At 38.5% G+C, this 24,019-nt stretch carries 21 protein-coding genes; 9 read left to right on the top strand and 12 right to left on the bottom strand.

Annotation, left to right across the window (positions count from 1 at the left end; all coding sequences use genetic code 11):
• Nucleotides 1-2,556, top strand: a 2,556-nt coding sequence (locus AAX18_RS03680; RefSeq protein ID WP_052748874.1) for a TonB-dependent receptor domain-containing protein, incomplete at its 5' end; no start/stop codon positions are given.
• Nucleotides 2,557-2,653: 97 nt separating this feature from the next.
• Here AAX18_RS03680 and mtnN read toward each other — a convergent pair.
• The 4 genes from mtnN to dsbC form a co-directional block, all read right to left on the bottom strand.
• Entirely contained in the window at nt 2,654-3,343 is a 690-nt protein-coding gene (mtnN, locus tag AAX18_RS03675) for a 5'-methylthioadenosine/S-adenosylhomocysteine nucleosidase (RefSeq protein ID WP_046952995.1), read from the bottom strand.
• Nucleotides 3,343-4,047, bottom strand: a complete 705-nt coding sequence (locus AAX18_RS03670) for a thiol:disulfide interchange protein DsbA/DsbL (protein WP_046952994.1) — start codon at nt 4,045-4,047, stop codon at nt 3,343-3,345. Before AAX18_RS03670 ends, mtnN begins: the two co-directional genes overlap by 1 nt.
• A complete protein-coding gene (recJ, locus tag AAX18_RS03665) occupies nt 4,040-5,767 on the bottom strand; it encodes a single-stranded-DNA-specific exonuclease RecJ (RefSeq protein ID WP_046952993.1) in 1,728 nt (575 codons plus the stop codon). Before recJ ends, AAX18_RS03670 begins: the two co-directional genes overlap by 8 nt.
• 287 nt (nt 5,768-6,054) lie before the next feature.
• A complete protein-coding gene (dsbC, locus tag AAX18_RS03660) occupies nt 6,055-6,744 on the bottom strand; it encodes a bifunctional protein-disulfide isomerase/oxidoreductase DsbC (RefSeq protein ID WP_046952992.1) in 690 nt (229 codons plus the stop codon).
• A 132-nt stretch (nt 6,745-6,876) separates the two neighbouring features.
• On the opposite strand from dsbC, the gene prfB reads away from it, so the two are divergent.
• Nucleotides 6,877-7,975, top strand: a protein-coding gene (gene prfB / locus AAX18_RS03655; protein WP_155397207.1) for a peptide chain release factor 2 whose coding sequence is annotated in 2 segments (ribosomal slippage) — nt 6,877-6,951 and nt 6,953-7,975 — 1,098 coding nt in all. Because the reading frame shifts where the segments join, the coding sequence is not laid out codon by codon here.
• A gap of 112 nt (nt 7,976-8,087) precedes the next feature.
• Nucleotides 8,088-9,596 carry a lysine--tRNA ligase gene (lysS, locus tag AAX18_RS03650; protein WP_046952990.1) on the top strand — a complete coding sequence of 503 codons (1,509 nt, stop codon included), beginning with the start codon at nt 8,088-8,090 and terminating at the stop codon, nt 9,594-9,596.
• 86 nt (nt 9,597-9,682) lie between these two features.
• Here lysS and mdh read toward each other — a convergent pair whose 3' ends face one another.
• Nucleotides 9,683-10,618 (bottom strand): malate dehydrogenase, encoded by a 936-nt coding sequence (gene mdh, locus AAX18_RS03645; protein WP_005626262.1) that lies wholly within the window; start codon nt 10,616-10,618, stop codon nt 9,683-9,685.
• 206 nt (nt 10,619-10,824) lie between these two features.
• Here mdh and argR point away from each other — a divergent pair, with 206 nt between their 5' ends.
• Both argR and AAX18_RS03635 read left to right on the top strand, forming a co-directional pair.
• Nucleotides 10,825-11,280 (top strand): transcriptional regulator ArgR, encoded by a 456-nt coding sequence (gene argR / locus AAX18_RS03640; protein WP_005626264.1) that lies wholly within the window; start codon nt 10,825-10,827, stop codon nt 11,278-11,280.
• A complete protein-coding gene (locus AAX18_RS03635) occupies nt 11,280-12,170 on the top strand; it encodes a TIGR01777 family oxidoreductase (protein WP_005626266.1) in 891 nt (296 codons plus the stop codon). The genes argR and AAX18_RS03635 overlap by 1 nt, the downstream gene beginning before the upstream one ends.
• A 65-nt stretch (nt 12,171-12,235) precedes the next feature.
• Here the strand turns inward: AAX18_RS03635 and purF are convergent, their stop codons facing one another.
• The 3 genes from purF to yfbV form a co-directional block, all read right to left on the bottom strand.
• Nucleotides 12,236-13,753 (bottom strand): amidophosphoribosyltransferase, encoded by a 1,518-nt coding sequence (gene purF, locus AAX18_RS03630; protein ID WP_046952989.1) that lies wholly within the window; start codon nt 13,751-13,753, stop codon nt 12,236-12,238.
• Between the two features lie 10 nt (nt 13,754-13,763).
• The gene (locus tag AAX18_RS03625; RefSeq protein WP_046952988.1) at nt 13,764-14,255 is read right to left on the bottom strand and encodes a CvpA family protein; all 492 of its coding nucleotides are present in this window, start codon (nt 14,253-14,255) and stop codon (nt 13,764-13,766) included.
• A gap of 86 nt (nt 14,256-14,341) precedes the next feature.
• A complete protein-coding gene (gene yfbV, locus AAX18_RS03620) occupies nt 14,342-14,785 on the bottom strand; it encodes a terminus macrodomain insulation protein YfbV (protein ID WP_032828024.1) in 444 nt (147 codons plus the stop codon).
• A 220-nt stretch (nt 14,786-15,005) separates the two neighbouring features.
• Between yfbV and AAX18_RS03615 the strand changes: the two genes are divergently transcribed.
• Together AAX18_RS03615 and pta are read left to right on the top strand one after the other, a co-directional pair.
• Nucleotides 15,006-16,211: an acetate kinase gene (locus AAX18_RS03615; RefSeq protein ID WP_046942601.1), complete on the top strand. Its 1,206-nt coding sequence runs from the start codon at nt 15,006-15,008 to the stop codon at nt 16,209-16,211.
• 67 nt (nt 16,212-16,278) lie between these two features.
• The gene (gene pta / locus AAX18_RS03610; RefSeq protein WP_046952987.1) at nt 16,279-18,414 is read left to right on the top strand and encodes a phosphate acetyltransferase; all 2,136 of its coding nucleotides are present in this window, start codon (nt 16,279-16,281) and stop codon (nt 18,412-18,414) included.
• Nucleotides 18,415-18,489: 75 nt separating this feature from the next.
• Here pta and smrB read toward each other — a convergent pair whose 3' ends face one another.
• Nucleotides 18,490-18,993, bottom strand: coding sequence for an endonuclease SmrB (smrB, locus tag AAX18_RS03605; RefSeq protein ID WP_046952986.1), 504 nt, complete (start codon nt 18,991-18,993; stop codon nt 18,490-18,492).
• A gap of 129 nt (nt 18,994-19,122) precedes the next feature.
• Here smrB and prmB point away from each other — a divergent pair, with 129 nt between their 5' ends.
• Together prmB and AAX18_RS03595 are read left to right on the top strand one after the other, a co-directional pair.
• Nucleotides 19,123-20,067, top strand: a complete 945-nt coding sequence (gene prmB, locus AAX18_RS03600; protein WP_046952985.1) for a 50S ribosomal protein L3 N(5)-glutamine methyltransferase — start codon at nt 19,123-19,125, stop codon at nt 20,065-20,067.
• A gap of 102 nt (nt 20,068-20,169) precedes the next feature.
• Complete coding sequence (locus tag AAX18_RS03595; RefSeq protein WP_046952997.1) at nt 20,170-21,234, top strand: MFS transporter; 1,065 nt, start codon at nt 20,170-20,172, stop codon at nt 21,232-21,234.
• 54 nt (nt 21,235-21,288) lie between these two features.
• Here the strand turns inward: AAX18_RS03595 and cysB are convergent, their stop codons facing one another.
• Genes cysB through AAX18_RS03580 form a run of 3 tightly spaced genes read right to left on the bottom strand, consistent with a single transcriptional unit; the run spans nt 21,289 to nt 24,016 of the window.
• Nucleotides 21,289-22,260: an HTH-type transcriptional regulator CysB gene (cysB, locus tag AAX18_RS03590; RefSeq protein WP_046952984.1), complete on the bottom strand. Its 972-nt coding sequence runs from the start codon at nt 22,258-22,260 to the stop codon at nt 21,289-21,291.
• Nucleotides 22,261-22,271: 11 nt separating this feature from the next.
• Nucleotides 22,272-23,345 carry a 23S rRNA pseudouridine(2605) synthase RluB gene (gene rluB / locus AAX18_RS03585; RefSeq protein ID WP_046952983.1) on the bottom strand — a complete coding sequence of 358 codons (1,074 nt, stop codon included), beginning with the start codon at nt 23,343-23,345 and terminating at the stop codon, nt 22,272-22,274.
• Nucleotides 23,346-23,392: 47 nt separating this feature from the next.
• Nucleotides 23,393-24,016: an L-threonylcarbamoyladenylate synthase gene (locus AAX18_RS03580; protein WP_046952982.1), complete on the bottom strand. Its 624-nt coding sequence runs from the start codon at nt 24,014-24,016 to the stop codon at nt 23,393-23,395.
• Nucleotides 24,017-24,019: the final 3 nt, after the last annotated feature.

Here is a 24,019-nt window from a genome sequence, read left to right as displayed (position 1 = left end):
TTAGGTCGTGTCAATACTATGGTCGATGGTATCACACAAACTTTTTATTCTACCTCAATGGATTCAGGACAATCTGGTGGTAGCTCTCAATTTGGAGCAGCGATAGAGCCCAATTTTATTGCTGGTGTAGATGTTAATAAAAGTAATTTTTCCGGTTCTAATGGTATAAATACCTTGTCTGGTAGTGCTAATTTTAGAACACTAAGTGTTAATGATGTTATTACTGATGACAAACCTTTTGGGCTCATCGTAAAAGGAATGACGGGAAGTAATGCAACTAAATCCAATTTTATGACGATGGCTGCAGGCAGAAAATGGCTTGATAATGGTGGCTATGTAGGCGTGGCATATGGTTATAGCCAACGTGAAGTTTCACAAGATTATCGTATTGGTGGAGGAGAACGATTGTCTTCGCTAGGGCAAGATATTCTTGCTAAAGAGAAAGAAGCCTATTTCCGCAATGCAGGTTATGTTTTAAATTCAGCTGGACAATGGACACCTGATTTAAACAAAAACCATTGGTCTTGCAATGCCCCCTCTCCAACATTTCATGGAAGTACAGAAAAAACGACAAGCTCTAATGATTTAACAGGAGAAACAGAAACAATATGGACCGATTCAAATTGTATTACTCATATTGAAAAATCCAATATATACGATCCTGAAGAAACAGAGACCAGTGTAAAAAATATTTATAAAAATCAGGCTAGAAAAAACATTCTACAACAATTAGGAGCTGGAAAAAAACCTGAGGATATTGAAGAGCTCCAGAAAGGTGATGATGGAATTGAAAAAACTGACAAATCATTTGAACGTAATAAAGATCAATATAGCGTCGCCCCTATTGAACCTGGCAGTTTGCAATCTCGTTCTCGTAGCCATTTATTAAAATTTGAGTATGGGGATGATCACCATACTCTAGGGGCGCAACTACGTACATTAGATAATAAAATTGGTTCTCGCAAAATTGAGAATCAAAATTACCAAGTCAATTATAATTTTAATAATAACAGTTATCTCGATCTTAACTTAATGGTGGCACATAACCTTGGAAAAACAATTTATCCTAAGGGAGGATTTTTTTCTGGCTGGCGAGTCACAGATAAACTTATCACAAAAAATGTAGCAAATATCATTGATATTAATAACAGCTACACATTCTTATTACCAAAAGAAATTGATTTAAAAGCTACGTTAGGTTTTAACTATATTACCAATGAATATAGCAAAAATCGTTTTCCAGACGAATTAAGTTTATTTTCCAAAGAAGCATCGCACGATCCTGGTCGTTACAATTATTTAGGAAAATTTGAGGGTACTAGAACTTTACTCCCCCAACGTTCAGTAATCTTACAACCTTCTGGTAAACAAAAATTTAAAACTGTTTATTTTGATACCGCACTTTCTAAAGGTATTTACCATTTAGACTATAGTGTCAATTTTACGCATTATGCATTTAACGGTGAGTATGTAGGTTACGAAAATACACCAACACAAATTAATGAACCGATTTTGCATAAATCAGGACATAAAACAGCGATAAATCACTCGGCAACACTTAGCGCGGATATCAATGATTATTTTATGCCGTTTTTCACCTATTCGCGCACACATAGAATGCCAAATATTCAAGAAATGTTCTTCTCTCAAGTATCTGATGTTGGCGTAAATACGGCATTAAAACCTGAGCGAGCTGAAACTTATCAACTTGGTTTTAATACCTACAAAAAAGGCGTTTTCACTAAAGAAGATGTATTAGGTTTAAAATTAGTGGGCTATCGTAGTTTTATCAAAAATTATATTCATAATGTATATGGTGTATGGTGGAGAGATGGCGTTGTTCCTGACTGGGCTTCTGAGAATAGATTTAGATTTACCATTGCTCATCAAAATTATAAGCCGATTGTGAAAAAGAGCGGCGTTGAGTTAGAAATTAACTATGACATGGGACGTTTCTTTGCAAATCTGTCTTATGCATATCAACGAACAAATCAACCAACCAATTATGCAGATGCAAGTCCACGTCCTAATAATGCGTCAAAAGAGGATATTCTAAAACAAGGTTATGGTCTATCTCGTATCTCAATGTTACCGAAAGATTATGGAAGATTAGAACTAGGATCTCGCTGGTTTGATCAAAAATTAACTCTTGGTATCGCAGCACGTTACTATGGGAAAAGTAAACGAGCAACCATTCAAGAAGATTATATTAACGGTTCTCAATTTGAATTAAATACGAGCCATGAACGAACTTATTATGCAATTAAGAAAACAGAGGAAATTAATAAACAACCGATTATTTTAGATTTGCATGTAAGTTATGAACCTGTTAAAGATTTAATTATCAAAGCTGAAATACAAAACCTACTAGATAAACGTTATGTTGATCCTTTAGACTCAGGCAATGATGCTGCTTCACAGCGCTATTATTCAAGCTTAAATGATTCAATTTGTAGTAAAAATAATACTTGTGAAGATGGAGGAAAAGATAAATCTGTACTTTATAACTTTGCACGAGGAAGAACTTATATTCTGAGTTTAAACTATAAATTCTAATAGGCTCATATAAAAAGGCATAGCTAATAAGCTATGCCTTTTTAAATAATGTTTATAATTCAATTTTAGAATTTATTATCTTATTAAAAGATTATTACTACAGTCTGTCTATCATCCCTAATACTAATGCCGAAGACTGTTTTGCAGCTAACGGTAAGAACTCTTCAAATGACATACTCGCTTCGCCATCACCTGCATCAGAAATAGCTCGAACAACCACAAAAGGTACGTTAAAGGCATGACAAACTTGCGCAATCGCTGTTGCTTCCATTTCAACACCTGTCACATTCGGGAAATCAGCTTTTATTTGTGCAATTTTGTCTTCACTATTAATAAAACTATCGCCAGAGCAAATTAAGCCACGTTTTACTGATTGTCCTTGCTTTTCTGCGATTTCTTGAGCAAGGTCAGCTAGTTTTTTGTCCGATAAAAATGCTGCGGGATTAGCGGGCAACTGCCCTTTTTCATAACCAAAAGCTGTCACATCCGCATCGTGGTAGCGTGTCTCATCAGAAATTACAATATCCCCAACTTTCAAGCCCTTTGCTACCCCACCCGCAGAACCAGTATTGATCACAAAATCTGGCTTGGCTAATTGCAACAATGCCGTAGTGCCAATGGCAGCGGCCACTTTGCCAATGCCTGATTGTAATAATGCAATATCTTTACCATTAATTTTACCTTCAAAAATTACCGCACTTGCTACTCGAGTTTCAGTTCTCTCTGCCATTAAATTTTTTAAAATTTCTACTTCTTGCGCCATTGCGCCAACAATTCCAATTTTCATCACTTTTGTTCCTGTTCTATTTTATTTACCAAAAAATCTAGCACTGCAACGCTATAATCATCGTTATAAAGCGTGCTCGCCGTGAGTACATATTTTCCCCCAATGACAACGTAAGGATAGGTAAACACACCATATTCTTGCGTCAATTCAATCGCATCTTGAATTTGTTCTTTTATTCTTTCTGAATTTTCAGTTTGAATAAATAACGGCTTATCTAGCCCTTGTTCTTCTGCCCATTGTTGAATTTTATTTGTAACAGATAACTCTGCATAACGGGATTTTTCTGAAGTTTCAAATAGCAAAACATTAGATAATTCACCCGCACTTAATGCTTGCAAGGTATAAAAAATGCGTGCGCTAAACTGACTATCCGCAGTTGCAATAGGATATTGTTCCAACGCAACTTTATTTGTACGCATTTGACTATAAAGCTCCAAAATATCTTGCGCTGACGAACATACGCGGCAATCGTAATCAAAAAAGAATTGAATACGTATTTTTTTATCCGCTCTAGGCGCTTGTTCAATAGGGTCTTGATAAGAAAAATAATCTCGGCCATCTTCAAAATGCATGACATCAGAAGATGGTAAGTGCGGTGAATTTTGAGTAGAAAATTCTTTTTGATTTACTTCAGCTAGAACCGATGATGTAAACCCAAATAAACCTAATACGAATAATCCATAAAATTTCAAAACATTACTCATCAATCGCTTCAATATATTCCACTAAAAGCTGTACATTTCGGTTACCACGAAACTCATTAACATCCAATTTATATGCAAATCTCGCCTGTTTAATTGAAAGATCGGGATACAATCTTGTATCAATATTAAACGCAACTGCATCTAATAAAGGTCCACCTTGTTTTGGCTCTACTAACATTTTGAGATGGTTTTGATTTTGTCCAATTGCACGCTGATCTAAAATTTTAAATTCGCCATCAAAACAAGGCTCTGGGAAAGCTTGTCCCCAAGGGCCTACTGATTTTATCAGTTCCGCCGTTTCAAGATTAAATTCATTTGAATTTAATTCACCATCGGTCCAGATTACACCTTGTAAATGTTCTTCATCAAGCCAATCGGCAACGGTTTGATTAAAAACATGTTGGAAATCATCAAAGTGTTCTTCTCGGAGGCTTAATCCCGCAGCCATCGCATGGCCACCAAATTTTAAAATCATATTAGGATGTTGCGAATGAATACGTTCTAAAACATCACGCATATGCAAACCTTCGATAGAACGCGCAGAACCTTTCAAAATTCCCTCACTATCTTTCGCGAAGGCAACCACAGGGCGATGATATTGCTCTTTAATCCGAGATGACACAATGCCCAACACACCTTGATGCCAATCTGGTTGATAAAGTGTAATCCCCGAAGGTAACTCTTTAAAAAGTGCGGTGAGATTTTGGCAAATTTCTAGCGCCTCAAGCTTCATGCCTGCTTCAATTTCTTTACGCGTTTGGTTGAGTTGATCAAGATCTAACGCTAATTCTCTGGCTTTTAGCATATCGTCCACCAGTAAAAGCTCTACCCCAATCGACATATTGTCTAAGCGCCCCGCTGCATTTAAACGAGGTCCGATACAAAAACCGAGATCACTTGAAGTAAACTGTTCAATATTACGGTTAGCCACTTCTGCTAATGCAACAATACCGGGACGGCAACGCCGTGCACGAATCCGCATTAAACCTTGATAAGCAAGGATACGATTATTTTGATCTAAAGGCACCACATCTGCGACAGTACCCAATGCCACTAAATCGAGCAAGTCAGTAAAATTAGGTTGTGTTTCTGCAGTAAAAATACCGAGCTCACGAAATTTTGCTCGTACGGCTAACATCAAATAAAACGCAACACCAACGCCCGCTAAGGATTTTGAAGGAAAACCACACTGACTTAAATTAGGATTAACAATAGCATCAGCTGGCGGCAAAGTTTCGGAAGGTAAATGATGATCCGTGACTAAAACTCGAATACCTTTTTCTTTTAAAAATGCAACGCCTTCAAAAGATGAAACGCCGTTATCCACCGTCATTAACATCTGTACACCCTTTTCAATCGCCATTTCAGCCACAGGAATACTCAAACCATAACCCTGTTCAAATCGATTTGGTACAAGGTAATCTACATCAGAAAAACCAAGTTGTCTTAAAGCAAGCACACTCAATGCTGTACTAGTTGCACCATCAGCATCAAAATCCCCAACAATCACTATTTTTTGCTGTTGTTGGTAAGCTTCTACTAATAAATTTACCGCTTGTTCAATACCATATAGCTGATTTGGATTCAGCATTGATTTTAAAGTGCGGTCTAATTCTTCGGTGTTTTGAATATGGCGTGCGCGATAAAGGCGATCTAATAACGGATGGTTTGAAACAGAATTTCCAATTGGAATTTCACGGCGTTTGATAAGTTTTTTCACTGGATATTAATTCATATCTAAAAGCAAAAAGCTGTTGAAATCAACAGCTCTTTTATCTATACTTTTTCCTGTCGGTCAGGGCTTTTAACCCTGAATGCTGACAGGGGTTAAAAGCTCTACTGACCATTAGTCTAACTATTGTGTCAGCTAAGGATTTTAATAATGCCTAAATTATGTATTTATATCATAGTCTTAGTATTGTTAATGCTTTTAAGCTCCCCAGCATATTAAGCATAACCGACTAAATACAAGGGGTAGGCATCTGCCCCTTGCTTTTCATTATAAAATTATTTCGCTGTTTCTTCAAGTGCGCTCAATAAATCAGCTGGTTTTAAATAACCGCCAATAAGCTCACCAGTTGAGGTAACAATACTCGGCGTGCCATTTACGCCAAATTGCGCGCCTAATTCATAATGCTTTTTCACAACATTTGGGGTTTTAACTTCTTTCGGTAAATTGCCTTTTTCAGCTTCGTTTAAAGCAAAAACAGGATCTTTTGCCGTCCAAATTGCTTCCATTTGTTTTGCAGTTTGGTTATTCATGCCCGCACGAGGGAAAGCTAAATAACGCACGGTAATACCAAGATCGTTATATTCTTTTAATTGCTGATGTAATAAATGGCAATAATGGCAAGTAATATCCATAAATACCGTCACAACATGCTTTTCATTTTTAGCGGGATAAACAATCATCTCATTTTTATAAGAATTAAGTTTATCCACTAAAATTTTACCCGCCACATCAACAGGGCCATTATTTGTGAGTTCGTAAAGTTTACCTTGGAAAGCATATTTTCCATCTTCCGTCACATAAAGTACGCCTTGATCTGTTACGGCAGTTTTGATGCCTGAAATTGGCGAGGATTTCACATCAATATTTGATGCGCCAAGAGACTGTAATTTGCTTTTAATCGTGGCATCGTTTGCCATTGCATTAGCCGCAGCCACGCACAAAAGTGCGGTAAGAATTTTCTTCATTTTTTGTTCCTAAATTAGCTTGAGTAAGAAAGTCTGAAATTATAGAGAGATTGCTAATTTCTGCAAGGTCAAACTATCCAAAAATAAGAAAATAGCATATAATTCCACACTTTATCACACAGTGAATTTATTATGTTTGAAATCAATCCTGTAAAAAATAAAATCACCGACTTATCCGACCGCACTTCGGTGCTTCGGGGGTATCTTTGACTTCGATGCCAAAGTTGAGCGTTTAGAAGAAGTCAATGCGGAATTAGAACAGCCGGATGTTTGGAATGATCCAGATAAAGCCCAAGCGCTTGGTAAAGAACGCGTTTCTTTAGAACAAGTTGTAAATACCATCAAAAATTTAGAACAAGGTTTAGAAGATGTTGATGGATTATTAGAACTTGCCATCGAAGCAGAAGACGAAGACACCTTCAATGAAGCAGTTGCTGAATTAGATGAACTCGAACTACAACTCGAAAAATTAGAGTTCCGTCGAATGTTTAGTGGCGAACATGATGCTTGTGATTGCTATGTAGACTTACAAGCTGGTTCTGGCGGTACGGAAGCTCAAGATTGGACAGAAATGTTGCTCCGTATGTATCTCCGTTGGGCTGAAAGCAAAGGTTTTAAAACTGAACTGATGGAAGTCTCTGACGGTGATGTAGCTGGATTGAAATCGGCAACGATTAAAGTGAGCGGTGAATATGCTTTTGGTTGGTTACGAACAGAAACCGGTATTCATCGTTTGGTGCGCAAAAGTCCATTTGATTCCAATAACCGTCGTCACACATCATTCAGCGCGGCATTTGTCTACCCTGAAATTGATGACGATATTGATATTGAAATCAATCCTGCTGATTTACGTATTGATGTTTATCGTGCATCAGGGGCCGGTGGTCAGCACGTAAACAAAACTGAAAGTGCGGTGCGAATTACCCATATGCCAAGTGGTATTGTGGTGCAATGTCAAAACGACCGTTCACAGCACAAGAACAAAGATCAAGCGATGAAACAATTAAAAGCGAAATTGTATGAGCTTGAATTACAGAAGAAAAATGCAGATAAGCAAGCAATGGAAGATAATAAATCCGACATTGGTTGGGGAAGCCAAATTCGCTCTTATGTATTAGACGATTCACGCATTAAAGATTTGCGTACTGGCGTGGAAAACCGTAATACGCAAGCCGTATTAGACGGTGATTTAGATCGATTTATTGAAGCGAGTTTAAAAGCTGGGCTTTAAGCATAATTTGTAGGATAAGTAAAGACGCGTTACTTATCCCATCATAAGAAATAACCCAAAAGCGCGGTTATTTTTGAAGGTATTTTTAAAGTTAAAATTAAAGGTAAACAACATGTCAGAACAAGAAGTTAAAGAATTAGATCTCAATGGCGAAATGCTCGTTCGTCGTGAAAAATTAGCCGCACTACGTGCAAAAGGTAATGCATTTCCAAACAAATTTCGTCGTGATGCGCTCGCACAAGATTTACACAATCAATATGATGCAGAAGACGGTGAAATCTTAAAAGAGAAAAGCGTTGAAGTACAAGTTGCTGGCCGTATTATGACTCGCCGCGCAATGGGTAAAGCGACGTTTATCACCATTCAAGATATGAGCGGTAAAATCCAGCTTTATGTTGCACGAGATAATTTGCCTGAAGGCGTTTATAAAGATGACGTTGGCACTTGGGATTTAGGTGACATCGTTGGCGTTAAAGGCACTTTATTTAAAACAAAAACAGATGAACTCACAGTGAAAACCACAGAAGTTCAACTTTTAACTAAAGCACTTCGCCCATTACCAGACAAATTCCATGGCTTAACCGACCAAGAAGTTCGCTATCGCCAACGTTATTTAGATTTAATTTCTAACGAAGAATCTCGCCGCACTTTTATTATTCGTTCTAAAGTTGTCGCAGGTATTCGTGAATATTTCATTTCTAAAGGCTTTATGGAAGTGGAAACGCCAATGTTACAAGTGATTCCAGGCGGCGCATCTGCGCGTCCTTTCGTAACTCATCACAATGCATTAGATGTGGATATGTATTTGCGTATCGCACCTGAACTTTATTTAAAACGCCTAGTAGTGGGTGGCTTCGAACGAGTATTTGAATTAAACCGTAACTTCCGTAATGAAGGGGTTTCTGTTCGCCATAATCCAGAATTTACCATGCTTGAATACTACCAAGCTTATGCGGATTACCATGATTTAATGGATAACACTGAAGAACTTCTTCGTAAATTAGCGATTGATATTCTTGGTACTACCATTGTGAAATACGGCGAATACGAATTTGATTTTGGTAAACCATTCGAACGTATTACGTTACACGATGCAACGATTAAATATGGTGCAGACAAAGGTATCGTAAAAGAAGATTTATATGACTTTGATCGTGCAAAAGCCACGGCAGAACGCTTAGGTATTGAAGTACAAAAATCTTGGGGCTTAGGCAGCATTGTGAACGCAATCTTTGAAGAAGTGGCTGAACATCACTTAATTCAACCAACATTCTTAATGGCTCACCCTGCGGAAATTTCACCACTTGCACGTCGTAATGATGAAAATCCTGATGTAACAGATCGTTTTGAGCTCTTTATCGGTGGTCGTGAAATCGGTAATGGTTTCTCAGAATTAAATGACGCGGAAGATCAAAATGAACGTTTTGATGCACAAGTCGCTGCGAAAGAAGCTGGCGATGATGAAGCGATGTTTAAAGATGAAGACTTTGTTGTTGCGCTAGAACACGGTTTACCACCAACAGCAGGTGAAGGTTTAGGTATCGACCGTCTAGCAATGCTTTATGCAAATGCACCATCAATTCGTGATGTTATCTTATTCCCTGCAATGCGTCAGAAATAATAAAGACACAAATAAAAGCCACCATTTGGTGGCTTTTTTATCGAAACATGAAAAAGGGAGCTAATGCTCCCCTTACTTTTTAATAATTAACCATTAATAAATTTTTCACCTAATTCAATATCAGCACGTAAAGTCGGCAACATATTTTCTAAGGCTTGTTGTTCAAAATTGCTCAATAGGCCAATTGGTAAAATTTCTTCTACACCATCTTTGCCTAAACGAACTGGTTGAGAGAAGAAACGAGCATATTTGCCGTCACCTTCAACATAAGTACATTCAACAACTGTTTCGCCACTCAATCCTTTCACTAAAGAACGAGCAAAACGTGCTGCAGCTTGCGCCATTGAAAGCGTTGCAGAACCACCACCCGCTTTTGCATTGACCACTTCTGTACCTGCATTTTGGATACGTTTTGTTAATGGTTCGATTTCATCTTCATTCCATTTAGCATATTGAACTTGAGAAAGTAATGGAAGAATAGTCACACCTGAGTGACCACCAATAACAGGAACGCTTGTACGAGAAACATTTAAACCTTTTAATTCAGCCACAAAGGTTTCAGAACGTAACACGTCTAAAGTTGTCACACCAAATAATTTACGTTTGTCGTAAACACCTGCTTTTTTCAATACTTCGGCCGCAATCGCAACGGTAGTATTTACTGGGTTAGTGATGATACCAACACAAGCTTTCGGGCAAGTGACCGCGACTTTTTCAATTAAACCACAAATAATGCCTGCATTAATATTGAATAAATCTGAACGATCCATACCAGGTTTACGTGCAACACCAGCAGAAATTAATACAACATCTGCACCTTCAAGTGCTGGTGTTGGATCTTCACCAGAAAAACCTTTCACATTCACTGCAGTTGGAATATGGCTCACATCCACTGCAACACCTGGGGTCACAGGGGCAATATCATATAATGCTAAATCTGAACCAGCAGGCAACTGAAGTTTTAGTAATAACGCTAATGCTTGACCAATACCGCCTGCGGCGCCTAATACTGCAACTTTCATAAATACTCCTTATGTGTTAGTTAATTTAAGATGAGCTGATTTTAAAATTTTCATCTCACAATTACAAACAGAGAAATATCATTCTATGATCTAGTTCACATTTCTGAGGTAATTTTTTCCTTCTCTTAGCTTTTATTTACATTCAAGTTGATGAAAATGAATTTTTATGCAATTCTTATGCAAATTTTTGACTATTGAAAAATAAAATGACTGACAATTTAACTCGCGCTTTTAAAGAATTACTCAATCAAGAACGCTTTGGCTCTCAAAGTGAGATTGTCGATGCCTTAAAAAAACAAGGCTTTACAGGCATTAATCAATCAAAAATATCCAGAATGCTCACCAAATTTGGCGCTGTTCGTACCCGTAATACCAAAATGGAAATGGTCTATTGCTTACCAGGTGAATTAAGTGTTCCTAATACTAGTAGTCCATTAAAAAATCTTGTATTAGACGTTGATTACAATGATATGTTAATTGTCATTAAGACTTCTCCAGGTGCGGCACAACTCATCGCTCGCTTGCTCGATTCAATTGGAAAATCAGAAGGCATCTTAGGCACTATCGCAGGTGATGATACAATTTTTATCACACCAACCCGTGGTACAAAAATTGTTGACTTACTCACAAATGTTCAACGTTTATTTGAAAACGCGTTGTAATGAACATTTTATTAACTGGAGGCACGGGACTTATTGGCAAAGCACTTGTCGAACAACTCTGCTTACGCAATGAACAAGTGACGATCTTAACGCGCTCAAGTACGCCGTACACTATCTCAAAGCAAAAAAATATCAAATTTATTACCGCACTTTCAGAACTCGATTTACAAGAACAGTTCGATGCGATCATCAATCTTGCTGGCGAGCCGATTTTTCATAAAGCTTGGACGACAAAGCAAAAATCTATTTTACGAGAAAGTCGTTTAAGCCTCACCACTCAACTGGTTGAATTCATTAACCAATATCAGCAATACCCTATTTTTATTTCAGGTTCAGCGACTGGAATTTACGGAGATCAAGACGAACAAAAAATTACCGAAACAAGCAAAACAACAAAAACCTTCAGCGCACAATTATGCCAAGATTGGGAAAATATTGCGAGACAAGCTGATGCAAGAGTTTGTTTGATTCGAACAGGCATGGTCTTTTCTAAGAAAGAGGGTGCCCTTGCTCAAATGTTGCCTTTATATAAATGGGGACTTGGTGGCAAACTGGGCAATGGAGAGCAATATTTTCCCTGGATTGCTTTGGAAGATATGGTCAATGGCATTTTATTTTTACTCGATCATTCAGAATGCCAAGGCTCATTTAACTTCACCGCCCCTAATCCCATAAAACAGTATAAATTTAACCACACTTTGGCTCGAATATTAAAACGTCCTGCCTTTGCAACCATTCCAAAATGGATATTACATTTCATTCTTGGCGAACGAGCGAATCTATTACTAGAAAGCCAAAATGTTGTGCCTGAAAAATTACTCAACGCTGGATTCCAATTTCAATATTCTGATTGCGAAAACTATCTAAAAGATATCCTAAAAAACAAATAAAAAAATCACCGCACTTTTTTAATGCGGTGATTTTTATCGGACTAAATATCTCGCCTTATCGCCATTTATTGTTCATTATAAATTTCAAGATTAGATGCTTGTTTTTCACGTTTTTTCTTTGCACTATCGTTCCGTTGACTTGCGATTTTGTCCAAATATTCTGGCGTGATGTCACCTGTAATATATTCGCCAGTGAACACTGAACAATCAAACCCTCGAATAGACGGATTTTCTAATTGAACTGATTCGGTAAGTGCGGTCAGATCTTGGAAAATTAATTTGTCCACACCAATTAAATGCGCAATTTCATCAACATCTCGACCGTAAGCGATCAGTTCATCGCGACTCGGCATATCAATACCATATACATTCGGATAACGAATTTCTGGAGCAGCAGAGGCAAAGTAAATTTTCTTCGCGCCAGCTGAGCGAGCCATTTCAACAATTTGCTCAGAGGTTGTACCTCGAACGATAGAATCGTCCACCAATAAGACGTTTTTATCTTTAAATTCAGCTTTAATGGTATTCAATTTGCGACGAACAGAACTAATACGCTGTGCTTGTCCTGGCATAATAAACGTACGACCAACATAGCGATTTTTCACAAATCCTTGTCGGTAAGGTTTCCCTAGTACTCGAGCTATTTGTAACGCAATATCTGTGGAGGTTTCAGGAACGGGAATCACCACATCAATATTATCAATTTCATCCGTCCATTCTTTTGCAATTTTTTGTCCTAGTTTTTCGCCCATGTGAACACGTGCAGCATAAACAGAGACGCCATCAATCGTTGAATCTGGACGTGCAAAATAAACATACTCAAAAATACAAGGATTTAACACCGCACTTTCGGCACATTGTTGCGAATAAAGCTCACCATCAAACGTCACATAAACGGCTTCACCTGGTGCAATATCGCGAACAAAGTCAAAACCCACAATATCTAAAGCTACAGTTTCAGAGGCAAACATATAATCGGTTTTGCCATTTTCTTCGCGTTTACCCAACACCAAAGGACGAATACCAAAAGGATCACGAAACGCAACCATGCCATGCCCAATAATCATCGCTAAACAAGCATAAGCACCACGAACATCGTTGTGAGTTTTACGAACAGCATAGAAAATATCTTGTGGATCGAGATGGTTTTTAGGAATATGATCAAGATGATTAGCTAGAATATTAAGAAGAAGTTCGGAATCTGAATTAGTGTTTACATGGCGGCGAGCTGTTTTAAAGACTTTTTCTTTTAATTCCACTGAATTGGTTAAATTGCCGTTATGCACTAAAGTGACACCATAGGGAGAATTCACATAAAAAGGCTGCGCCTCTGAGACACTAGAACTTCCTGCCGTAGGATAGCGAACATGACCCAATCCAGCATTTCCTTGCAAGCGTAGCATATGCTCTTGATGGAACACATCGCTCACTAAACCATTAGCTTTACGTAAGCGGAAACGGTTTTCATCATCAACCGTTACAATACCTGCCGCATCTTGTCCACGATGTTGCAAAAGAGTTAATGCTGCATAAATAGATTCATTAACCGGACTTTGGCTAACAATACCGACAATACCACACATTTTGTGTTCCTTATTGATTAAGCGTTGGATTTAAAAAACTTGAACTAGCCTGAAGTTGTTGAAAGAACCATTCAATAATAAAACCAAAGTGCGGTATTAATTGAGATTCTTTCCACCAATCAGTTTGTTCAAAATTGGTGAAGGTATCCATAAAAAATAATAACGCAGCGACAATCAGCGCACCGCGTACTAAACCAAAAATCGCACCTAACACACGATCTGTGCCACTTAAACCCGTCTTATCTACTAATTGACTAATCACATAATTTACTATAGCGCCCACAATTAAAGTCAGTACAAATAAAATCCCGATTGCGGTTCCATTACGAACATACATTGATTCAATTTGCGTAAGATAAGCGGCAAGATAAGGATAGAACTGACTTGCTACAATAAATGCCACAACCCAGCTACCGAGTGAAAGCACTTCGCGCACAAAACCGCGTAATAAACTGACAAGAATGGAAAAAGCGATAATGCCAATAATAATGTAATCGATCATTAAAAAATCTCTCAATGAAAAACGGCCGTTTAAAACGACCGAGGTATTCTACAAAAATAAAGCCAAAAAGAAAACGTTTGCGTAAACTAAATTTCCTGCCAAAAAGCTCGTTCAAATTTGCTTTGAGCTTTCTTTAAGACTTCTGCTAAATGTTGGTATGTCGGTTGATCTTGCACAAAAGGCAAGGGTTCATGTAGTTGTTTTAAGCGTTCGCAAATATCATAAAACCACACCGCACTTTGATTTTCTAATGGCGAATTCGCACGCTTGCCAAGCCAATAAAGACCTTGAAAAGGAATAAGCAAGGCAAAAAGTGCGGTCAAAATTGCAATAGAAAAGGCCATCAAATCATTTTTTGCATAAATCTGTTGCCACACCACTGCAAATACAGCAACAAAGGGCATGAATTTTTGTGCAAAACTCGTGGCTTTCATAATGCGGTTTTCTGGGAAAATAATCCCTAATTTAGCCTCCTGTGGCCAAGTATTAAGATAAATCTGTCCCTGTTTTAAAATGGAAAAAAATGCCATAAAAACACCTTTAAAAAACAACCGCACTTATCATACCCCAGTTTGCCTGAAATTGTCACCTTACTGAAAAAGTTTAATTTTTCAAAAAGTTCCATAAATCGTTGTCTTTTTATGCTGGGATGAATTTATTTTGTTTATCAAAAGGTGTATCCTATGCCAGATTTTTTCAGTCCATCAGCAAGGTGGATTTCCATTAACTTTAATCAAATATAGGGTTCCCATGTCAAAACTTGTTCTTATCCTTAACTGTGGTAGTTCTTCACTAAAATTTGCAATTCTTGATCCTGCAACAGGTGAAGAAAAATTATCCGGCTTAGCGGAAGCATTTTTCTTACCAGAAGCTCGTATCAAATGGAAACTCAATGGTGAGAAAGGTAACGCAGATTTAGGCGCAGGCGCAGCTCATACTGAAGCACTTAACTTTATCGCGTCTAATATCATGACAGATGAGCTTAAAAACTCTATCGCGGCAATTGGTCACCGTATCGTACATGGCGGTGAAAAATACACCCAATCTGTTATCGTAACTGATGAAGTCGTTAAAGGTATTGAAGATGCTGCACAATTTGCGCCACTTCACAATCCAGCGCACTTAATCGGTATTCGCGAAGCATTCAACGCATTCCCGCACTTAAAAGATAAAAACGTAGTAGTTTTTGATACGGCATTCCACCAAACCATGCCTGAAGAAGCATACCTTTATGCCCTTCCATACTCTTTATATAAAGAACATGGCGTTCGTCGCTACGGTGCACACGGTACCAGCCACTACTTCGTTTCTCGTGAAGTCGCTGAATATGTAGGTAAACCAGCAGACCAAGTCAATACGATTATTTGTCACTTAGGTAATGGTGGTTCTGTTTCTGTTGTGCGTAACGGTAAATGTATCGATACATCAATGGGCTTAACTCCGTTAGAAGGTTTAGTCATGGGCACTCGTTGTGGTGATATCGACCCTGCAATCGTATTCTACCTATACAAAACTTTAGGTATGTCTATGGAACAAATCGAAGAGACTTTAGTGAAAAAATCTGGTCTTTTAGGTTTAACTGAAGTAACAAGCGACTGCCGTTATGCTGAAGATAACTACGATGACGCATCTAAACCAGAAGCAAAACGCGCTTTAGACGTATACAGCTATCGTTTAGCGAAATACATCGGTGCTTATATGGCTGTATTAGGTGATGATCATTTAGATGCGATTGCTTTCACTGGTGGTATTGGTGAGAACTCAGCACACGTTCGTGAATTAGCATTAAATCACTTAAAATTATTTGGTATTAAAGTAGATAACGAACGCAATCTAGCGGCACGTTTCGGTAAAGATGGCGTAATCACCACTGATGATTCCGCATTTAAAGCGATTGTTCTTCCAACTAACGAAGAATTAGTTATCGCACAAGATACCGCTAAACTTTGTTTCTAATTTAACAACAAGCTGCCGAATTTTTCGGCAGTTTTTATTTATAACATATACACATTAAGGTTTAACTATGTCTCGCACGATTATCCTTATCCCTGTAAGCACAGGCGTGGGTTTAACTAGCATTAGTCTGGGATTAATCCATTCTCTTGAACAAAAAGGCGCAAAAGTTGGTTTTATGAAACCTGTTTCTCAACCAAGCACAGGTGAAGATAAACTGGATCGTACAACCTCTATCATTCGCACCAGCACTACCCTTGAAACGTCTGAACCGTTTATGTTAAGCGTTGCGGAATCATTGATTGGGCAAAATCAGTCTGATGTATTACTAGAAAAAATTGTGGCAAATCACCAACAATTAACTAAAAACAACGATATCGTTGTGGTTGAAGGCTTAATTCCCACAAGAAAACACGGTTACGCAAATAGCATCAACTATGAAATTGCACAAGCATTAGATGCAGAAATCGTATTAGTTGCAGCACCTGCAACTGAAACCCCAACTGAATTAAAAGATCGCGTAGAAGCAGCAGCCTCTCTATTTGGTGGTAAAAACAATCCGAATCTTTTAGGCGTAGTTGTAAACAAATTTAATGCACCCGTTGATGAATCTGGTCGTACACGCCCTGATCTTGCTGAAATCTTTGATTCGTTCCAACACAGCCATGCATGTGAAGCAGAAGTGAGCAAATTATTTGCAAATAGCTCAATCAAATTATTAGCTTGTGTGCCTTGGTCAGCAGATTTAATCGCAACACGTGCGATCGATTTAGTGAAATACTTAGGCGCATCAATTATCACTGAAGGAGATATTAACCGTCGTATCCGTGGTATCACTTTCTGTGCAAGAAGTTTACCAAATATGGTTGAGCATTTCCGTGCAGGTAGCTTATTAGTCGCTTCAGCAGATCGTCCAGATGTACTTGTTGCAGCCGCTCTCGCAGCGTCAAATGGTATTGAAATCGGCGGTCTCTTATTAACTGGCGGTTACAAAATTGATGCTCAAATCAATAAACTTTGCCAACCAGCTTTTGAAAAAGCAAAATTGCCAATCTTCCGTATTGAAGGTAACACCTGGCAAACAGCATTAAATTTACAAAACTTTAATCTTGAAGTGCCCGTTGATGATAAAGAGCGTATCGAAAACATCAAACAATACACTAGCCAACACTTTAATGGTGACTTTATCAATAACTTAGTTGCAGATTCTACTCGTTTACGTCGTTTATCCCCGCCAGCATTCCGTTTCCAATTGACTGAACTTGCTCGTGCTGCGAAAAAACGCATTGTGCTTCCTGAAGGTGATGAACCTCGTACAATCAAAGCTGCCGTACTTTGTGCAGAACGTGGCATTGCGGAATGTGTGCTTTTAGCAGATCCAGCATCTGTTCAACGTGTAGCTGAAGCACAAGGTGTTAAACTAGGTAAAGGCATTACAATCATTAACCCAGCAGATGTTCGTGAAAACTATGTTGCTCGTTTAGTTGAATTACGTAAAGCAAAAGGTATGACAGAAACTGCAGCTCGTGAACAATTAGAAGATACCGTAGTGCTTGGCACCATGATGTTAGAAGCAAATGAAGTAGATGGTTTAGTATCTGGAGCCGTTCACACGACTGCAAACACCATTCGTCCACCAATGCAAATCATCAAAACTGCACCGGGTAGTTCAATTGTTTCTTCTATCTTCTTTATGTTATTACCAGATCAAGTACTTGTTTACGGTGACTGTGCGGTAAACCCTGATCCTACAGCAGAACAACTTGCTGAAATCGCAATTCAATCTGCGGATTCTGCGAAAGCATTTGGTATTGATCCAAAAGTCGCAATGATTTCTTACTCAACAGGTACATCTGGTAGCGGTGCTGATGTAGAAAAAGTGAAAGAAGCAACTCGTATTGCAAAAGAAAAACGCCCTGATTTATTAATCGATGGCCCATTACAATACGATGCGGCTGTGATGGAAGATGTGGCTCGCTCTAAAGCACCAAATTCACCAGTAGCAGGTAAAGCAACGGTATTCGTATTCCCTGACTTAAATACGGGTAACACGACTTACAAAGCAGTACAACGTTCTGCAGATTTAGTGTCTATTGGCCCAATGCTTCAAGGTATGCGCAAACCAGTCAATGACTTATCTCGCGGTGCCTTAGTTGATGATATTGTGTACACAATTGCCTTAACTGCAATTCAAGCGACACAATAGTTCAAGTAAAAACATAAAAGAAAATACCGCACTTTGCCCTAGGCAGTAAAAGTGCGGTATTTTTTATAACGTTTTTTACAAATCAACCAAAATCAAAATTGCGGCTTCACCGCCCCATTCTCTTGGCGCTTGATGTAATGCCCGCACTTTAGGATGTTGTACTAACCAACGTGGAATTTGCTTTTTCAAGGTAAAGGTGCCATAGCCCGTCATTATACTGGCACAATCAACATGCTCATTTTCACAAGCCAGTAAAAGTGCGGCTAATTCTTGTTTAGCTTGTTCACGGGTTAAACCATGTAAATCTAAAAACAATTCTGGCGAAAAATCTCCGCGACGAAGTTGTTTTAATAAATGGGAATCTTCCCCATCACGTAAATATTTCACAACACCATCATTGTCATTCAGTAACGGCTCATATTCATCAGAAAAATAGAACAATGTATCTTCTTTCGCTCGTAATTCTTTCAATTCTATTTTTTTCTGATCACGTTTTTGGCGAGGGGGAACAAAAGTATCTTGTTTAATTAGTTTAATGCCTTTGGTTTCCGCACGGAATAAATCAAATTCGTCTTGCATTTTTTCTCATTAATTTCAAATTTTGCGTATCATATCATAGTTCTACATTCTCATCTGTGGTATAACTACGCCAAATTTTCATACGGAATTTTATGCTAACTTTTCTACTCACTTTTATGGAGAAATGCGATGGAAACCTCACATAACCAAGAATTAGTTGCAACTATCTTGGAAGATAATGTTGCAAACGAACTGCAAACCATCCAAGATTTTCTGCGTTGGACGTATAGTATTCTCAATCGATCTGATATTTACTTCGGGCAAGGGCACGATAATCCTTGGGATGAAAGCCTGCAACTCGTTTTAAGTGGCTTACATTTACCCATTGATTTACCTACCGAATTATTTAACAGTCGATTAACCCCATCTGAAAAAGAAACCTTAGTTCAACTTGTATTAACCCGAATCGAACAACGCGTACCAGTGGCATATTTAACAAATAGTGCTTGGTTCTGCGGTCACGAATTTTATGTGGATGAACGAACCATTATTCCACGTTCTCCAATTAGTGCGTTAATTCAAGATCGCTTTGAAGATTTAATTTCACAAGAGCCGAATCATATTCTCGATCTATGCACAGGTAGCGGTTGTATTGCCATTGCTTGTGCTTATGCTTTCCAGAATGCGGAAGTGGATGCAGTCGATTTATCAGTTGATGCACTTAATGTCGCGGAGATCAATATTTCACGTCATCAATTAGAGCATCGCGTATTCCCGATTCAATCAAACTTATTTGAAAATATTTTAGGACAAAAATACGATCTTATCGTGACCAATCCACCTTATGTGGATGAAGAAGATCTCGCCGATATGTCAGAAGAATTCCATTTTGAACCAGAGTTAGCCTTAGGTTCTGGTCATGATGGCTTAAACATTACCAAACAAATTTTGAAACAAGCGCCAGATTACTTAACTGAAAATGGCTTGTTGGTGTGTGAAGTGGGCAATAGCATGGTGAGCTTAATTGAGCAATATCCAGAGGTACCATTTGAATGGGTAGAACTTAAAAATGGCGGACTAGGCGTATTTGCTATTCAGCGTAAAGATTTAGTGAAATATCACAATCTGTTTTAATCTTTCAAGTGCGGTAAAATTTTAATATCAATTTTAACCGCACTTATAAAACTCATGGCGCGCGTTATTCAACGCGTGCTTTTCTTTTTATCATTTGACTCTATGAATTTACAAAAACTTTTACTTACTCGGCGTTTCTTTTCCACCCTTGCCTTTTTTTCTGTGCAAACGGTATTTCTGATTTATCTACAAAGTAAAGGATTGAGCAACAGCGAAATCGCCTTTTCCTTATCACTACTCTTTTTCTCAAACCAAGCTCTTTCCATTCTTGCTGGTATTTGGGGCGATCGCTATGGTTTAGCCAAAATGATGTTGCTCGGCTGTTTTTTAGATGTGATAGCTTATATTTTCTTTCTCGCGGCAGATAATTATTTATTGCTTCTTATTGCGACCACTGGTTTTGGTTTAGGCAGTTGCTTATTTGGAACCAATGCCAAAGCATGTTTGCTTGTGCTGGCTGGGGATGAATACAAAGAAAAAACGCGCTTGCAAGGGAAATATCTAAAAGTGACCTCCATGTCATCCATGTTTGCGCCGCTTTTAGTCATCCCATTTATTACATACGAACATATCGACTTGCTCATTTGGGTCTGTTTTTCAATGGAAGCCGTATTATTCGCCTTAATGGTGAAGCCTTTCTATCAAATTCAAACCTTACAAACGTTAGTAAAATTTCGCTTTACACAAATCAAAGAAATTATTACAAAAGAATTCCTCATGGTGCATTTAATGCTCTTTTTACCTCTTGCTATTGCGAGCTCTTTCTTTGTCATTTTTCCTTTTTTATTTAACAATAAACTTGGCATGCCTGAACATTCACCGATAGCGTTATTTGGCAACGGCTTACTCACTGTACTATTACAAAGCTATTTTTCCAGAAAAATTAATTTAACAATCAAACAAGCGGCATGGGTTGCCCCTCTGTTGGCTATTGGAATTATCGTGCCTTGGTTTATAACTTTACGTTATCTTTCCGTATTTTCAGCCTATGCCTATCTTGTCATTTTTACAGTCATTGAAGTGTATGCCCTCACGGCGATGGCAAACTTATTAGTGAAATTTGATAATGGCACTAATCGTGGTTTTATTTTTGGCGCATCAAGATTATTACTTTCTATCGCGACAGTTGGTGTGATGAACCTTGTTCCAGTTCTATTTTTAGTATAAAAAAGTGCGGTTGAAATTCTTATTAAATTTCAACCGCACTTCATTTATACATTATTATTTGGTTTCCAATTCAATGCCTTCAAATAATTTTTTCACTGAATTGTTATCACGCAAACGCTCGGCTTTTTCCACGACGCTACGAGTTAAGTGCGGTGAAAAATATTCCATGAAATCGTACATATAATTGCGTAAGAACGTGCTATGTTTAAATGCAATATTCGTCATACTCGGGCGGAACAAATGACTTGCATCAATCGCCACAAGATCTGTATCTAATGGCGTATGAGCCATAGATGCCATAATGCCCACCCCTAAGCCTAAGCGTACATAAGTCTTAATGATATCGGCATCAGTAGCGGTAAAGACTATATTCGGCAAAATGCCTGCGCTATTAAATGCGTAATCTAAATCAGAAACACCTGTAAAACCAAAAGTGTAGGTCACAAGCGGATATTTACCTAATTCCTCAATCGTCAATTCTTTCACTTTGGCAAGCGGATGTTCTGGCGTAACAATCACTGCGCGATTCCACCAATAGCATGGAATCTGAACCAAATCATCAAATAAATAAGGCGCTTCGGTAGTAATCGCCAAATCCACCTCTCCCGACATTAATGCATCATGAATTTGTGTTGGCGAACCTTGGTGAATATGCAAACTCACATCAGGATATTTTTTGGAAAAACGTTCAATCACGCTTGGCAGCATATAACGCGCCTGAGTATTTGTCGTCGCAATGCGTAATACACCGTGATTTGGTTGAGTATATTCATCAGCAACGGCACGGATACCTTGCGCTTTAACAAGTAACTCGCGTGCAATCGAAATAATCTTTTTCCCTGCTGGTGTAATTGATTTTATATGCTTGCCATGACGTTCAAAAATTTCTAGACCTAATTCATCTTCCAGCAACCGCACTTGCTTACTAATTCCAGGCTGTGATGTATAAAGCGCATTAGCCGCTTCAGTTACATTTAAATTATGGTTAGCAATTTCAACAATATACCGCAGTTGCTGCATTTTCATAAAAAAAGTCCTTATTTTTTATAACGTTTGCTCAGTTCAGAATAACGTTTTACCGCTTTACGAATTTGTCCAGATTTTGGACGACGACGTGGCTGTGTAACATCTAATTTCGTTTCGGTTTCAGCCGGTAATCCCACAAGTTCACGCAAGTAGTTGACGCTTTCAAGATCCATTTCTTCCCAGCCACCACGAGGCAAACCTTTCATCAGTTTGATATTGCCGTAACGAATACGAATCAATCGGCTAACTTGAATCCCTTGGGATTCCCACAAACGGCGAACCTCACGGTTACGTCCTTCCATCAAGGTTACGTCATACCATTGGTTAATACCCACACCGCCTGTAAATTTAATTTCTTTAAAGTTGGCAGGTCCATCTTCAAGCTGAACGCCTTTGCGTAAACGCGCTAACATCGCATCATCAACTTGACCAAATACTCGCACCGAATATTCACGTTCCACTTCACGGCTTGGGTGCATTAAGCGATTTGCTAATTCACCATCAGTAGTGAAAAGCAATAAACCTGATGTATTAATATCTAAACGCCCCACCGCAATCCAACGAGAACCTGTTAAACGTGGCAAACGATCAAACACTGTGGCACGCCCTTCTGGGTCGCTACGAGTACAAAGTTCACCTTCAGGTTTGTAATACATTAACACGCGGCAAATTTCTTTTTGTGCGTGGCTAAGATTAATAATTTGACCATCAATACGCACTTTCACGCCAGAATGTACGTCAATACGATCGCCTAAAGTCGCAATTTTACCCTCTACGCTCACTCTGCATGCGGCAATCATTGTTTCAATTTCACGACGAGAGCCTTGTCCAGCACGCGCTAAAACTTTCTGTAATTTTTCACCCTCTACTTTAGGTTGATTCGAGGCTTTTACAACGGGTTTCGCTTTTGGCTTAGATAAAAATTTGTTGTCAGAATTAACCGCACTTTTTTTCGTATTTACCATTTCTACGCGAGCAGTACGAGACACTGAACGTCTATCATTTTTAGCTGAAAAATCACTTTTCTTTGCTGAATCTTTGGAAAAGTACGGTTGTCTTTGAGTTTGTTTTTGACTAGGTTTCATTGTTTTCCTTAAATAATGGAAAGGTCGCTTTCACAAGCGTCTATAAGTTAAATAAAAGGAGCAGTACTTCCACTTCCTTCGCGCAAAATCACTGGCGATTCTTCCGTTAAATCCACCACTGTTGTAGGCTCTTGCCCTAAATATCCACCATGAATAATTAAATCAACTTGGTGCTCCAAACGATCTCGAATTTCCTCAGGATCAGATTGCGTGGTATGTTCTTCACCTGGCAACATTAACGAACAAGATAAAATCGGCTCATCTAAGGCTGAAAGTAAATCTAAAGCGATCTTATTATCTGGTACGCGTAAACCTATGGTTTTACGTTTTGATGTCATTAAACGGCGCGGTAATTCTTTCGTTGCAGTAAGAATAAAAGTATAACTCCCAGGCGTATTATTTTTAATCAAACGATACGCAGTATTGCTCACCGTTGCGTAAGTTGAAAGCTCCGATAAATCACTACACACCAACGTAAAATTATGTCCTTCAGGCAATTTACGAATCGCTACAATGCGATCCATTGCATGTTTATCGCCCATCATACAGCCCAAGGCATATCCAGAATCCGTCGGATACACAATCACACCGCCTTTTTGTAAAATCTCTACGGCTTGATTAATCAAGCGCGCTTGTGGATTTTCAGGGTGGATATAAAAAAATTGGCTCATCTG

It is taken from the genome of Haemophilus haemolyticus, assembly GCF_001008205.1.
GTDB classification, from domain to species: domain Bacteria; phylum Pseudomonadota; class Gammaproteobacteria; order Enterobacterales; family Pasteurellaceae; genus Haemophilus; species Haemophilus haemolyticus_Q.
Note: the sequence above shows the minus strand (reverse complement) of the source record. Positions and strands in the feature narration are given on the sequence as shown.